11 protein-coding genes are annotated in these 13,441 nt (G+C 56.4%); 9 read left to right on the top strand and 2 right to left on the bottom strand.

What is annotated here, in order from left to right; genetic code table 11:
• Window positions 1–194: 194 nt before the first annotated feature.
• On the bottom strand, window positions 195–1,157 hold the full coding sequence (locus tag ORG26_RS19105; RefSeq protein WP_266364619.1) for an EamA family transporter: 963 nt from the start codon (window positions 1,155–1,157) through the stop codon (window positions 195–197).
• Between the two features lie 131 nt (window positions 1,158–1,288).
• Between ORG26_RS19105 and ORG26_RS19110 the strand changes: the two genes are divergently transcribed.
• The 7 genes from ORG26_RS19110 (at window position 1,289) to ORG26_RS19140 (ending at window position 11,237) form a co-directional block, all read left to right on the top strand.
• Complete coding sequence (locus ORG26_RS19110) at window positions 1,289–1,876, top strand: CGNR zinc finger domain-containing protein (protein ID WP_266364621.1); 588 nt, start codon at window positions 1,289–1,291, stop codon at window positions 1,874–1,876.
• A gap of 342 nt (window positions 1,877–2,218) precedes the next feature.
• Complete coding sequence (locus ORG26_RS19115; RefSeq protein WP_266364623.1) at window positions 2,219–2,788, top strand: Crp/Fnr family transcriptional regulator; 570 nt, start codon at window positions 2,219–2,221, stop codon at window positions 2,786–2,788.
• Window positions 2,789–2,863: 75 nt separating this feature from the next.
• Window positions 2,864–3,454: an HD domain-containing protein gene (locus ORG26_RS19120; RefSeq protein ID WP_266364625.1), complete on the top strand. Its 591-nt coding sequence runs from the start codon at window positions 2,864–2,866 to the stop codon at window positions 3,452–3,454.
• 371 nt (window positions 3,455–3,825) lie between these two features.
• On the top strand, window positions 3,826–4,383 hold the full coding sequence (locus ORG26_RS19125) for an RNA polymerase sigma factor (RefSeq protein WP_266364627.1): 558 nt from the start codon (window positions 3,826–3,828) through the stop codon (window positions 4,381–4,383).
• A gap of 84 nt (window positions 4,384–4,467) precedes the next feature.
• Entirely contained in the window at window positions 4,468–5,595 is a 1,128-nt protein-coding gene (locus ORG26_RS19130; RefSeq protein ID WP_266364629.1) for a FecR family protein, read from the top strand.
• Window positions 5,596–5,819: 224 nt separating this feature from the next.
• Window positions 5,820–9,254: a TonB-dependent receptor gene (locus tag ORG26_RS19135; protein ID WP_266364631.1), complete on the top strand. Its 3,435-nt coding sequence runs from the start codon at window positions 5,820–5,822 to the stop codon at window positions 9,252–9,254.
• An 18-nt stretch (window positions 9,255–9,272) separates the two neighbouring features.
• The gene (locus tag ORG26_RS19140) at window positions 9,273–11,237 is read left to right on the top strand and encodes a RagB/SusD family nutrient uptake outer membrane protein (protein ID WP_266364633.1); all 1,965 of its coding nucleotides are present in this window, start codon (window positions 9,273–9,275) and stop codon (window positions 11,235–11,237) included.
• A 293-nt stretch (window positions 11,238–11,530) separates the two neighbouring features.
• On the opposite strand, the gene ORG26_RS19145 is transcribed toward ORG26_RS19140, so the two are convergent.
• Window positions 11,531–11,839, bottom strand: a complete 309-nt coding sequence (locus ORG26_RS19145; protein ID WP_323134293.1) for a winged helix-turn-helix transcriptional regulator — start codon at window positions 11,837–11,839, stop codon at window positions 11,531–11,533.
• Between the two features lie 156 nt (window positions 11,840–11,995).
• Here ORG26_RS19145 and ORG26_RS19150 point away from each other — a divergent pair, with 156 nt between their 5' ends.
• Together ORG26_RS19150 and ORG26_RS19155 are read left to right on the top strand one after the other, a co-directional pair.
• Window positions 11,996–12,421 (top strand): DoxX family protein, encoded by a 426-nt coding sequence (locus ORG26_RS19150; protein WP_266364637.1) that lies wholly within the window; start codon window positions 11,996–11,998, stop codon window positions 12,419–12,421.
• A gap of 117 nt (window positions 12,422–12,538) precedes the next feature.
• Window positions 12,539–13,402 (top strand): SDR family oxidoreductase, encoded by an 864-nt coding sequence (locus ORG26_RS19155; RefSeq protein WP_266364639.1) that lies wholly within the window; start codon window positions 12,539–12,541, stop codon window positions 13,400–13,402.
• Window positions 13,403–13,441 lie beyond the last annotated feature (39 nt).

Here is a 13,441-nt window from a genome sequence, read left to right on the forward strand (position 1 = left end):
CCATACCGCCATTCCAGGATATTCTCCTCGAAAAAGTATAACCGCTTCCCTTTCCTATGGTGAGGAATGAGTCGCTAACTCATCCACCCCTGGATCGTCGCTATGGCCGCATGAGTTAGTTGGGCTACCTGCTCGACGTTAAGGGATGACTTGAGCTAACAGTTTCACTTTCTTTACCAGGGGAGAGGTCTAGTTTAGGAATGAGTTTCAACCTCACCCTCTCCGTCGTAATGGGCCTCGGCATGGACTTTACTCGTCTGAGTCAGAACGACCCCAAGCAGCGCCACCGCCAGGGCCATCAATTGCTGGCTGGCGATGGGTTCCCCGACAAACAGCCAGCCCATCAGCAGCGCCACCAGCGGGTTGACATACGTATGGGTACTGACCAGCGCAGGGGGCTGGACGGTCACCAGCCAACCGTAGGCAAGGTAGCCGATGAGCGAACCGAAGAGGATGAGAAAGCCTAGCCCTCCCCAGGACGGCCCCGACACTTCCCGGAAATCGAAGACCGTCCACTCGCCAGCCAGCCCGGCAATCAGGCCGGCAAAAATACCCGCTGCCAGTAACTGGGCCGTTGGATGCCAAAGCGTATAAGCGTTCGGCTTTATCCGCCGCGATGCGAACAAGGTCCCGATTACCCACAGGATCACGCCCGCCAGCACAATCATCGTCCCCAGAAGCGGACTTCCTGACGGGCTTCCCTGAGGGGAGTGCATGGGTGTAAATCGGGTGAACAGAACAATCCCCAAAAAGCCCAATAACAGACCCGTAATCATTTTTCTATCGTTAAAATACAGTCTCCAGCGGCGGCGGTCCAAAAGCACGAACCAAAGCGGCTCCGTGGCGACAATAACCGCAGCGGAACCGGATGAGATATACTGCTCGGCCACGACAACCAGACCTGAGCCGCCTGCGAGCATGAGTGTACCACTAATCGCTAAGTCCCGAAGCTCTTTCCTCTTGGGAAACGCTTGCCCTTTACCGTAAGCCAGAGTCGCCAGCAACAAGCCTGCGACCACGTAGCGAAGGGCTGATATGATAAAGGGTGTCATGGCTTCGAGCGCAAACAGGTTGGCCAGGTAAGTAGTGCCCCAAACAAAATAAATTGCGATAAACGCCAGCACCAGCCACCCCTTCGGAGCTGCATCTGTTTTCATAAGCTTACCGTCTAAGTGGCTTTTAAGGGTGTGAAATATTTCACAAAACTTATAACCGTCTAAAATTGTTTTGCAGGTAATAAATCCCACGTTCCTTTTAGCGTATGCCAAAGCTGAGTACGATAACCCGGATGGACCTTCTGGGCGGAGCTGCGTGTCTTGACCTGGTGAACACGGCACTTGAATTTGATGAGCCTGTAGAGCGGTTGCACACCTACCAGGATCTGCTGACTCTGGTCCGCCGGTTATCCCTGCTGAGTGCTGATACCCTCACCGCCCTGGAGCGATCAGCCGAAGAAGATTCCCGCCAGGCTGAGCGGGTACTGCTCAAAGCCCGTCAGTTCAGGCAGTCTATGCTGACTATTTTTGCCGCTTTGGTGGAGGGTACGTTAGACAACGTTTCGGTCTCGGTTTTGAAAACCTTCAACGGGTTTATCAATGAAGCCCTGGACAGACAGGGGTTTTTACCGCAGGCCAACAAGCTGGTACGGAGCCAGGAACATCCCCAAAGCGAACTCATGCAGGCGGTCTGGGTCTTTTGCTTATCGGCCTACAACCTGCTGAGCACTCAGGACCAGTCGCTGATTAAGCAATGCGGAGGCTGTGCCTGGTTTTTTCTGGATACCACCAAGAACCACCGGCGGAAGTGGTGCGATATGCAGTCCTGTGGGTCTAACGAGAAGGCTCGTCGCTACTACCAGCGCAAGAAACAGGCTTAAGTATCAGGTAAGCTTAGGAGTCGGTTGGAAGATATGTGCTAAAAGCACCTCCCTGACTGAGCTTGCTACGGGCCGTATCGGCAGGCACCCGACAGCGCGGCATTTCGGCAGCATCTTTACCGGGAACATACGCTGGGGGCATAGCCGGTTCCCGCCTGCTTTTCCTCTCGCAGGCCGCTTTCCTGCTGAGCGGTGGGTGGCTGATACGCTCGTTAAACCGATGGGTGGATGGGGCTTATTGGCGACATATTGGACGGAGTTGGTTTGTTTCTGCCCCTGGCGGACTTGCCGTGCTCATAGTCTTACCTGATGCCATATCGCATAACGAACTAACTTTGGTCGATGGAAGAACTCTTTACCTATTTGCTGCAGTTTGGCTACCTGGACCCGCAACAACGGGAGTTGATCCGGGCCAGGGCCAAACTCAGGACGATTGTCAAAGGAGCTTACTTTGCCGAGGCCGGAAAAATTGCTACTTCCCTGGGATTCGTAACGGACGGGGTTTTCCGGGTTTGTTACTACGATAAACGGGGCGACAGCTTCACCCGGTACTTTGTCTACGAGAACCGACTGGTCGTGGATATCAGCAGTTTTCGGGATGAGATTCCGTCAGCGGAGTACATTGAAGCCATTACGGATTGTCGGCTTTTGGTATTCTCCAAAGAAGACTTTACCGAGCTTTCCCGGCTCATTCCCGGCTGGCACGATATCTTCGCTAAAATTACGTCGCACGTCCTCGAAAATAAATTGAAGTTTACCAGTAATATGCTGGTGCAGGATGCCCAGGAAAGGTATCTGAATTTTCTGGACCATTACCCGGGACTGGCCAATCGGATTCCGCTCACGATGCTGGCCTCTTATCTGGGCATCACTCCCTCGTCGCTGAGTCGGATTCGGAAAAAAATCCTCTGACCGCATTTCTTGCCAATTGACAATTGTGTTTGCCGTCCCAGGGCTCAATTTTGCCCAATCATCAAAACCAGACCGATGGAAACGACGAATCTCTCAAAGCAACTGGAGTTCATCAAGGAAGTAGACAAGCTTAAATACATCCTCCGCAGGACGAAGCTCTTTAACAGTGACCGCAACGAGAACGATGCGGAACACAGCTGGCACCTCTCCCTGATGGCCCTGGTTTTAGTCGAGCACGCCAATTTTCCGGTTGATCTGCTCAAGGTAATCAAGATGCTGCTGATCCATGATATTGTCGAAATAGACGCGGGTGACACCTTTATTTATGACACCCAGAAAAGCCACGACAATACCGAAGAGGAAAGAGTCGCGGCCGAGCGGATTTTTGGGTTGCTGCCCGATGCTCAGGCCCGTGAGCTGATAGCCATCTGGGAGGAGTTTGAAGAAGGGCAAACCCCTGAAGCTAAATTTGCCCGGACCATGGACCGCCTCGAACCCCTGCTTCAGAACACGTCGAATAACGGCGGTACCTGGAATGAGTTCGGCGTGACCTATGAAAGGGTGTATGCCAAAAAACAAGTCATCCAAAAGGGCTCCACCCGAATCTGGCAATACGCAGAGCAGCTCCTTAATGACAGCGTTGAAAACGGAATCCTGAAAAAGTAGGCATTGGGCTTGTCCGCTCAATAAGCGATCCCTTCCAGACCCCACCCGGCCACCGCTGGCTTCTCCCGACGGATCCCCGAAAGGCCCCCCAAATTTCCATTTGGCAGGGAAAAGCATGTTCCCTTTTGAAGAGTTTAAAACTTAATTCCCGCCTATAGGAGAGAACAGGAGGGCTGGCGGTTGCTATTCTCTAACTTTACCGTAGCGCTTCGCTGGCCCAATTCCAAAACACATCCGTCAGAAACCGGGAATACCACGCAGTAGGCGGTTGATTCCTGCTTTCCAGGCGTGTTTGGGAGCTTTAGGAGCAAAAATAATGGCTGATCTTTGGGATACCGGGATTCATGCATTACCTAAATTAATCGCTCATCGTGTCATTCAACGCAGAAGACGTTCAGGTTTGGCAGGCGTTCCAGCAGGGCGACGAAGAGGCCTATACCCGGATCTACAGGGTCCATATTCGACCCATGTACCGCTACGGGATGAGCCTTACGCCTATCTCTGAAGCGTTTGTGCTGGATTGTATTCACGATGTTTTTGCCGAGCTTTGGGTGAAGCGGACCCGCCTGACGTGTCCGGACAACATACGCTACTACCTCCTGAAGGCGCTGAAAACGCGCATGATTCACCTGCTCCAACGCAAAGAACGACCGTTCCAGTCCCTGAATAACCTGGATTTCGATGACCTCTGGGCCGAGCCTTCCTCCGAAGAGATTTTTACGGAACAGCAGGAGTCCACAAACCGGAAGGAACTCGTTCAGAAGCTCATCAACCAGCTGCCGCCCCGCCAGCAGGAAGCCGTCCGGCTGCGGTTTGTGGAGGAACTGGATTACACCGAAATCGCGGAAGTGCTCACCATCAACCGGCAATCGGCGCAGAACCTGGTTTTCAGAGCGGTAGAAAAGCTCCGGCAGTGGCTGATCGCCTAAGTTGTACTATTTTCAAGTTTTTTTTAGTTTATCTGAGTATGGAAGCCGGGCTTGTGTCATCTACAGGCAAAAAAAGCCTGTTTTGTGGACGCAGCCTACCAACACTTTACATCAGCGGACTTTGTTTGTGACGACGCCTTCCTGAAACACCAGTTGACGCCCACCGACCAGTCGACTCACTTCTGGGCGGAATGGCTGCAGAAAAATGCCGACAAAAAGGAGGATTGGGAGCAGGCGGTTCACCTGCTGGAAGCCGTGCGTCTGGGGCTGTCGGACTATACCCGTACCTATCTTTCCGAAGAAGCGGAGGCCCGCCTGCTCGCCCGCATCCTGGCGACCAACGCCCAGGTGACCAAAGCGGAGACGACCCTGACGCTTCCCCTCTGGCGCTCCCCCTGGCTTCTGGGCGCGGCCGCGGCCTGCCTCGCGCTCGTGCTGGTCTTCTCGATGTGGTATCGCCGGACCTCCTCCGCAGCGGGCGCTTCCTACGAAGAGCAGGTTGCCTTGTTGCCCGCCACCAAAACCGAAGTGGTGAACCCCTCGCCACAGCCCAAAAAAGTCTCGCTGCCGGATGGCTCTCAGGTCTGGCTGGCCCCGCAGAGCCGGCTTAGTTACGCTCCGGACTTTAACCGGGAACACCGCACGCTATACCTGGTGGGCGAAGCCACGTTCGACGTCACGAAGAACCCGGCCAAGCCCTTTTATGTGTTTGCCGGCAAGGTCGTCACCAAAGTACTCGGAACCCGCTTTGTGGTGAAAGCGTATGAACAGGCCGGCGACGTGGTGGTTCAGGTGGAGCAGGGGCAGGTCAGCGTCTACCGCAGGGCCACCCAGGATTTACGGCCGACCCGGCAGGCGCTGGATGGCGTGCTGCTGCAGCCGAATCAGCAGGTGGTGTTCTCGCTGGAAAGCGAGCAGTTTACCAAAACCATCGTCGACAGACCGGCGCTGCTGCCTGCCGGTAAGCACACGGTCGTAAGCTTCGTGTTTGACGAAACGCCGGTCGTCAGCGTGCTGGAGCGACTGAAGGCCACGTACGGCATCGACATTATCTACAACGCCGAACTGCTGGCGGACTGCCAGCTCACCGCCTCGCTCACCGAAGAGACTTTATTTCAGAAGCTGGATGTCATTACCCAATCCATCGGTGCTTCCTACGAAGTGGTGGAAGGGCAGGTAATCATCACCGGCAGGGGATGTAAAAATCAGTAAACCTAAACGCTAACCCAAAAAACCGAATGATCAAACGGAAACACAGCCGCTAATAGCAAAAAAAGCCAATGGTTCTCGCACAACCATTGGCCTGAACCCTACCCTTTATGGTCCAGAGGTCCAGCCACCGGGGCTGGTAGGGGATTGTCTTTGTCCGCACTCACGAACAATCGAACAAACAGCTTAAAAGTATGAAAAAAAACCATTTACTATTGTTGAGACTCATGAAACTTTCGGTGGTACAAATCATGGCCTTCTGCCTGTTTGTCAGCATGTCCTGGGCTACCGACGTCTCGGCTCAGGAACTGCTTGAACGCCGGTTAAGTCTTCAGGCGAATAACGAAAAGATCAAAACCGTTCTAGCGGCCATTGAGAAATCAGTCAGCATCAAGTTTTCGTATAGCCCGCAGGTTATCCAGTCGAACCGCAAGGTGACCTTCGAGGCCCAGAACGTGACGCTGGGCTATGTCCTGAATAATTTGCTGCCAACGCTCCGCCTCACCTACAAAATCGTTGGCAGCCAGATCATTCTGGTACAGCTGCCGCCCGCTTCCTCAACCAGTACAACGGGCAGCGAGACTCCTTCCGGCAACCAGACCGCTGTCGCGCAAACGGCCGACCGGACGGTAAGCGGACGGGTTACGGGCGAAACGGGCGAGGGACTGCCGGGCGTAAACGTGCTGGTAAAAGGCTCGACCCGGGGAACCGTCACGGATGTAGACGGCCGGTTTCGGGTGAACGTACCCGAAGGGAACAGCACCCTGGTGTTTTCAATGGTTGGCTACACCTCGCAGGAGGTGGCTGTCGGCGCGCAAACGTCGCTGGAAGTTAAGTTGCAGCCCGATACCAAAACCCTCAATGAGTTTGTGGTCGTTGGTTACAACACCGTCAAACGGTCGGATGTGACCTCCTCGGTGGTCAGTGTCGGAGCCGATGAAATCCGGTCCAGACCGGTCGCCAACGCCATGCAGGCCATTCAGGGCAAAGCCGCCGGGGTGGACATCACCACCAACGAGCGGCCCGGTGAAATGGGCAGCATCCGCATCCGGGGCAACCGCTCCCTGACGGCCACCAACAACCCGCTTTACGTGGTCGACGGCATTCCGCTTTCGTCGGGAGGAATCGAGTTTATCAACCCCAACGATATTGAGTCCATCGACATTCTGAAAGATGCCTCCGCCACCGCCATCTACGGTTCGCGGGGCGCCAACGGCGTAGTCGTGGTTACGACCAAACGGGGCCGAAGCGGTCGTTTATCCCTTGAATACGTCGGAACGACGACGCTGGAGCAGATCCACGACCGGCGGGAAATGATGAACTCGGCCCAGTACATTGAACTCCGCAGAAACGCCTACCGGCGCATCAACTACCTGAACACGCTGGCGGGCCGGACAACCCCCGCGGGCACGGGTTACCCGGAGCTGCCTACTCAGACCGATGATCAGCGCCTTTTCGGCAACGACGCCGTGGCGATGGCCAACGTAAACAAAGGCTGGGTGAACGGAGCGTGGGACGGCAGCCTCGTTCCGACCACCGACTGGACGGGACTGGTGACCAGAACCGGGATTACCCAGGACCACATCCTCAGCGCCAGCGGAGGAACCGATAAGATCAAAGCGTATGGCTCCTTCGGGTATCTGAAGCAGAACGGCACCCAGCTGGGTCAGGATTATACCCGCTACAGCGCGAAAGTGAGCGTGGACGTCAATCCGGTGAAGTGGTTCCGGATGGGCGGTTCGATCGACGGAACTTTCAGCAAGCAAAATTACGGTTTCAGTTCGACCAGTGCATCGGGAGCCGGGAGCCTGTACGCGGCGGCGATCGGCATGCTGCCCTACGCGGTTCCCTACAACGCCGATGGCAAACGGATTAATCTTCCCGGCGGCGACATCACCATTCTGAACCCGATCGGGGAAGACCAGTACAACATCAACCTGCGCAATGTCACCCGTGCCCTGGCTTCCCTGTACGGCGAGGTCAACATCCTCAAAGGCTTGCGCTATCGGGTAAACTTCGGGCCGGATTTTTATTACAACCGCAACGGCCGCTGGATGGACCAGAACTCGGTAAACCGGGGCGGCGGCGAGCCGGGTTCCACCAACTACGCCCAGCTGGGCCAGACCAACAACTTCTCCTGGTCGCTCGATCACCTGCTGTATTATGACAAATCCATCGGCAAACACGATATCGGTGTGACCCTGCTGCATAATGCCACTTCGTACCGGCAGGAAACGTCCTCCATGACGGCGACCAAATTGCCTTACAACAGTCAGTTGTGGTATCAGCTCAACTCGGTGAGTGCCCTGGATGGGTTTGGCAGCAACCTCGTTCAGTCGTCGCTGCTCTCGTACATGGCGCGGGTGAATTACAGCTTTGACGGCAAATACATCCTGACGGCATTCGGTCGCTGGGACGGGGCCTCTCAGCTGGCACCGGGGCATAAGTGGGATTTCTTCCCCTCCATTTCGGCGGCGTGGCGTCTGGACCGGGAAGACTTCATCAAAAACACTCCCTGGATCGACGAGCTGAAGGTGCGGGCGGGCATCGGGGTGACGGGTAACGCCGCCATCGGCCCTTATACGACCCAGGGCGTTCTGCAAACCCTGTATTACACCTTCGGCAGTTCCGTTCAGGCAGGCTACGTTTCGTCGGACGCCTCCCTGGCCAACCCGATTTCCTTTCCGAACCCGCAACTGGGCTGGGAACACACCAGCCAGCTGAACCTGGGGGTCGATTTCAACCTCTTCAAAGGCCGGATCAGCGGGGCGCTGGACGTTTATACCTCGCGAACCACCGACCTGCTCCAGTTGCGCAACATCCTGTCGGTGAATGGCTACACGACTTCGCTGACCAACGTGGGCGAAACCAGCAACCGGGGTATCGAACTGACCCTGAACACGGTGAACCTGAAGACGCAGGATTTTGAGTGGAACTCCACCCTGAACGTGGGCACCAACAAAGACCGCATCGTCAGCCTGGCAAACGGAAAAGTGGATGACATCAACAACCTGTGGTTTATCGGGCAGCGGCTGAACGTCTACTACGATTACGAGAAGGACCGCATCTGGCAGAACACTGCGGAAGACCGGGAAGAGATGCAGAAGTTTGCCGCCAACGGGCAGGTGTTTCGGCCGGGAGATATCAAGGTGGTCGATCAGAACGGGGATTATAAAATCGACGCCAACAATGATCGCGTCATCCGGGGCAGCAGCAGCCCGTCCTGGACGGGTGGCATCACCAACAACTTCAACTACAAAGGTTTTCAGCTGTCGGCCTTTATCTTCTCGCGGTTGAACTTTATGGTTCGGACCGGCGCAGAAACCCTGCAGGGACGGTATGCCCAGCGCCTGGTGAACTACTGGACGCCGACCAACCCGACCAACGACTACCCGGCACCCAACTACAACAGTGCTTCCGGCGACGCATTCGTGAATGCGATGAATTACCAGGATGGGTCGTTTGTCAAAATTCGTAACGTCACCCTGGGCTATTTCATCCCGGCTTCGCTGGTGCAGAAAGTAGGCTTGTCGAGGGTGAAGGTCTACGCCCAGCTGCTCAACCCCGGCCTTATTTATTCCAACATCAGCTGGCTTGATCCCGATACGGGCAATTCCAACTTCAATCGGGGCCTGGTCTTCGGTGTAAACGTAGGATTTTAATCAGAAACGACACTTTCTATGAAACTTACCAAAATATATAAGACGGTCCTGGCTGTCAGTCTGTTGACCCTGCCCTCGGCCTGTAAGGAAAGCTTTCTGGAAGAAAACCAGATTACCCTGCTGACGACGCAGAACTTCCAGACCGCCAGCGGGCTGGACGGGCTCTCGATCGGCATGTACCAGAGTCTGCGCTTTCATTTTAACTACGAATGGGCCTATTCGACCACGAACTATGGGACCGATGAGTTTACCGTGGGCGGCGACCGTACCGAGCAGATGTTCAACTCCTACGATGCCAACCTGAACTCGCAGAACGGCGACCTGTCGACGGTTTGGGACAACATGTACGGCAACATCAACTCGGCCAACATCCTGATTCAGAATGTACCCAAGTACTACGGAGGGGGAGCGGCCGCCGATACCCGCCTGGGCGAGGGGTACTTCATGCGGGCTTTCGATTACTTCAAGCTCGTCAGGCAGTTTGGCGGCGTTCCGCTCAAACTGGCGCCATCGACCAGCATCGAGGAAGAATATACGCGGGCGACGGCCAAGCAGGTCTATGACCAGATTGTCGAAGACTTCACCCAGGCGTATACCCTGCTGCCGGCAACGGCCGGTGAACCCGGGCGACTGACCAAATGGGCCGCGGCCCATTTCCTGGCAAAGGCTTACCTGTACCGGGCCAGTGAAATCAACAACGACTGGAACAGCGCCACCAAAGCCGATGATTTGCAGAACGCCATCAAATACGCCGATCTGGTTATCAACACCAGTGGGCACACCCTGGCCACGAACTTCAGTGACTTGTGGAACTTCAGCACGGTCGATGGCCCCAACGAAACAAACAAGGAAATCATCCTCTCGGCCCAGTTCTCCAACAACACGGCGACGCAGGGGCGCTACGGAAACCAGGTGCACCTGTATTACCCGTCGGTGTACCAGACCTTGCCGGGCATGCAGCGGGATATTGCCGGAGACCGGGAGTTTCAGCGGCTGCGTACCACGGATTACTCCATCGATGTCTACGACCGGGTGAACGATTCGCGTTTCTGGAAAAGCTTCAAAACCAGATACCTGTCCAACCGGCCTGCCACGGCACCCACCTGGACCGCGGCGACGGCCCCCAACCCGAGTCTGGTCGGTAAACCCAAATTTGCCGGCGGCGAAGAGGCCGTTCTGTACATCGTGAACGCCCCGGGCGACACTCGCTACACCCCGGCAAGCCTTCCGTTCCGGGCCCCGACGCTGTTTGTGCGGTACTTCGCCGGTCAGCCCGAAAACCTGCTGGGCGGTCATGGCAACTTCACCACCAACCAGTACCTGGCCTTATCCAAGTTTATGGACGGTTCCCGCAATGCCGTGGCCTCTCAGTTCGGCCAGCGCGACGGCATTCTGGCCCGTCTGGGCGAAACCTACCTGATCGCCGCCGAAGCCTATGGCCGTTTGGGCAAATACGCCGAAGCGCTGCCGTACCTCAACAAGGTACGGGACCGGGCCGCCTACAAAACGGGAGAAGACCGTTCGGCCTACGTCGACGGGGGCGTGGCCTACAAGAACAACCCGGCGGCCAACACCGCCCAGTTCGTCTCGTATTCGGACAAGAACACCTACTTCGAGTCGAACAACATCCCGGTAGCCACCACCAGTACGCTGGAGGGAATGCACCTGAACAGCGTGGCCGACATCTTCAATGCGACCAACCAGTTCTATTCGCGGGTGGGAGCCACTTCGGAGGCGACCAAATTTGTAGCCTTCATGCTCAACGAACGCTCCCGCGAGCTGGTGGGCGAACTGATGCGGTGGGAGGATCTGTCGCGTACCCAGACGCTGGTGACCCGGGCGACGGCCTTCAACGATGAGGCGAAGCCGCAAAGCCGGCATCTGCTGCGGCCGATTCCCCAGAAATTCCTCGACGGGGTGAAGCAGAACGGGGCCATCCTTACGGCGGAGCAAAAAACAGCGATGCAAAACCCCGGGTGGTAAGCCGTTCAACAAAAGGCAGATTCAGAATCTGCCTTTTGTTTTTTACACCTGATGCAGAAAATTCCTTCCCCGGGCGGGCCGCCGAAAGCGGGCCGGTGGCGGGAGTACGCCCAAAAACCGGCTTCGACCGGGGCGACTTTTCTGATTTTCGTTTAGTGAAAAACCAGTCTTTCGGATGCGTTTCATTTTTGCCTGTCTGGTACTGAATGGAACAAATCAGCACCTGTCTTTCGGGCAGAGAGCGACCCCGTAGCGATCAAAGAGTCATCAGCCAGGCGGGCTGACAGGCGGCCTTAGGAACGCATTATGATTTTGCGGTGGGAGAGGCCCCAGTAATGCAGTTCATCCATGACTTTTTCGAGCGATCGTCCGTGGTCGGTCAGCGAATATTCCACCGTGGGCGGAAACGTGTCGTGGGCTTCCCTTTTAATCAGTTGGTTGGCTTCCAGACTTTTCAGCTCTTTGGAAAGCACTTTGTCGGTAATCCCCGGTACCAGCCTGGAGATCTGCCCGAACCGTTTGGGACCGGTGGCCAGAGCAAACAGAATAAGCAGCTTCCAGCGCCCTTCCAGTGCTTCCAGAGCATCGCGGATAGAAAGCATCGTTTTGGGACATCCGGCACCGTTCAACATAGGCAGGGCTCGCAGTTTAGGCTGGTACGTTACTATCCGGTCAGATAGCACTTTCCGGTTGGATAGTGCTGGCAGGCGGATTGCAAACCTATCTAATTTCGGGCTTTCACCAAAATCAATCAGCCCATGACCTCACAAACGAGATGGTTTCGGAATCTTCACCTCGCCCTCTGGATCACACAAGTCGTTCTGGCCCTTAGCTTCCTGTGGGCCGCGGGCATAAAATGGTTTCAGCCGACTGATGAACTGGCAACCATGTGGCCCTGGGTGGCGCAGGTCCCGGTGGCTTTGGTAAAATTTACCGGATTCGTCGAGGTGGCGGGGGCCATCGGACTGCTCTTACCCATCCGGAGTCACCCGGCAACACGCACCTCCCGGGTCGCGGCGGGGGTTGTGGTGTGGATGATCGGGGCGGGGATGTTCCATCTGTTACGGCACGAAGCCTCCGGGGTGGGCGTCAACGTTGGCTTTGCCGTTCTGGCGGCTTTTATCGCCTGGGGCCGTCAGCAGCAGGCGCCCGGTTTTTCCGCCCGGTGTAGCACGCAGGGCTAGCTCGACCGGCGGGCCTTTTTGTCGCTACTTCTGATTCGGCTACAACAATCCCGAATCCGGCTACGTCTTTGCGGGTAATCCGGCGGACCTTTGTCCCAATTAAAACATACCATCGCCATGATTCTAGTAACCGGGGCTACAGGCCAGTTGGGCGGAGCCGTCATTCAGCAGCTTCTGCAAAAAATGCCCGCTTCCCAGATTGTCGCCTTCGTGCGGAACCCAGACAAAGCCGCCGACCTGACGGAACGGGGCGTGACCATCCGCGTGGGAACCTACGACGAGCCCGACTCCCTCGACCGCGCCATGCCGGGCGTGGAGACCGTCCTGCTGATTGCCGGGACGGATGAAGAAAACCGGGTTCGCCAGCACCAGCAGGTGGTGGATGCGGCCCGGAAAGCACAGGTGCGGCGGATTGCCTACACGGGCCGGGCGCTCAAAGACCGGCTTACGCTGGTCAACGGCCTGATGGAAGGACATTTCCAAACCGAGGACTACATCAAACAGTGCGGCCTGCCGTATACGCTGTTTCAAAACAGCCTTTATCTGGATGCGATTCCGCAATTTTTAGGCGGCGACGCCGTTTTTGAGCGGGGCATCGTCGTGCCGGCCGGGGCGGGGCGGGTCGCGTTTGCCTGGCGCCGCGACCTCGGCGAGGCGATAGCCAATGCCCTGCTGATGGCGCAAACGGGCAACCGCACGTACCTGCTTACCGGCAGTGAGTCGTACTCCTTCGCCGACGTGGCCGCGGCCCTGACCGACCTTTCGGGAAAGTCCGTGACTTACCGCCCGGCCGAACCCGCCGCTTTTGAAGCCCAGCTGGTTGGCCGCGGACTGCCGCCGGTGGTGGCCCGCCGCATTAGCAGCTTTATCGCCGACATCGCCAACGGACAGGAAGAAGCCGTAAGCCCTGACCTGGAAAAGCTGCTCGGCCGGAAGCCGACGACGCTCCGCGAAGGGTTATCTTTGTTGTATCAACGCTAACCCGGATTCCGGGAATGTCCCGCCATTAACCCGTCGCCT

The sequence above is a fragment of the Tellurirhabdus rosea genome, from assembly GCF_026278345.1.
Classification (GTDB): Bacteria; Bacteroidota; Bacteroidia; order Cytophagales; family Spirosomataceae; genus Tellurirhabdus; species Tellurirhabdus rosea.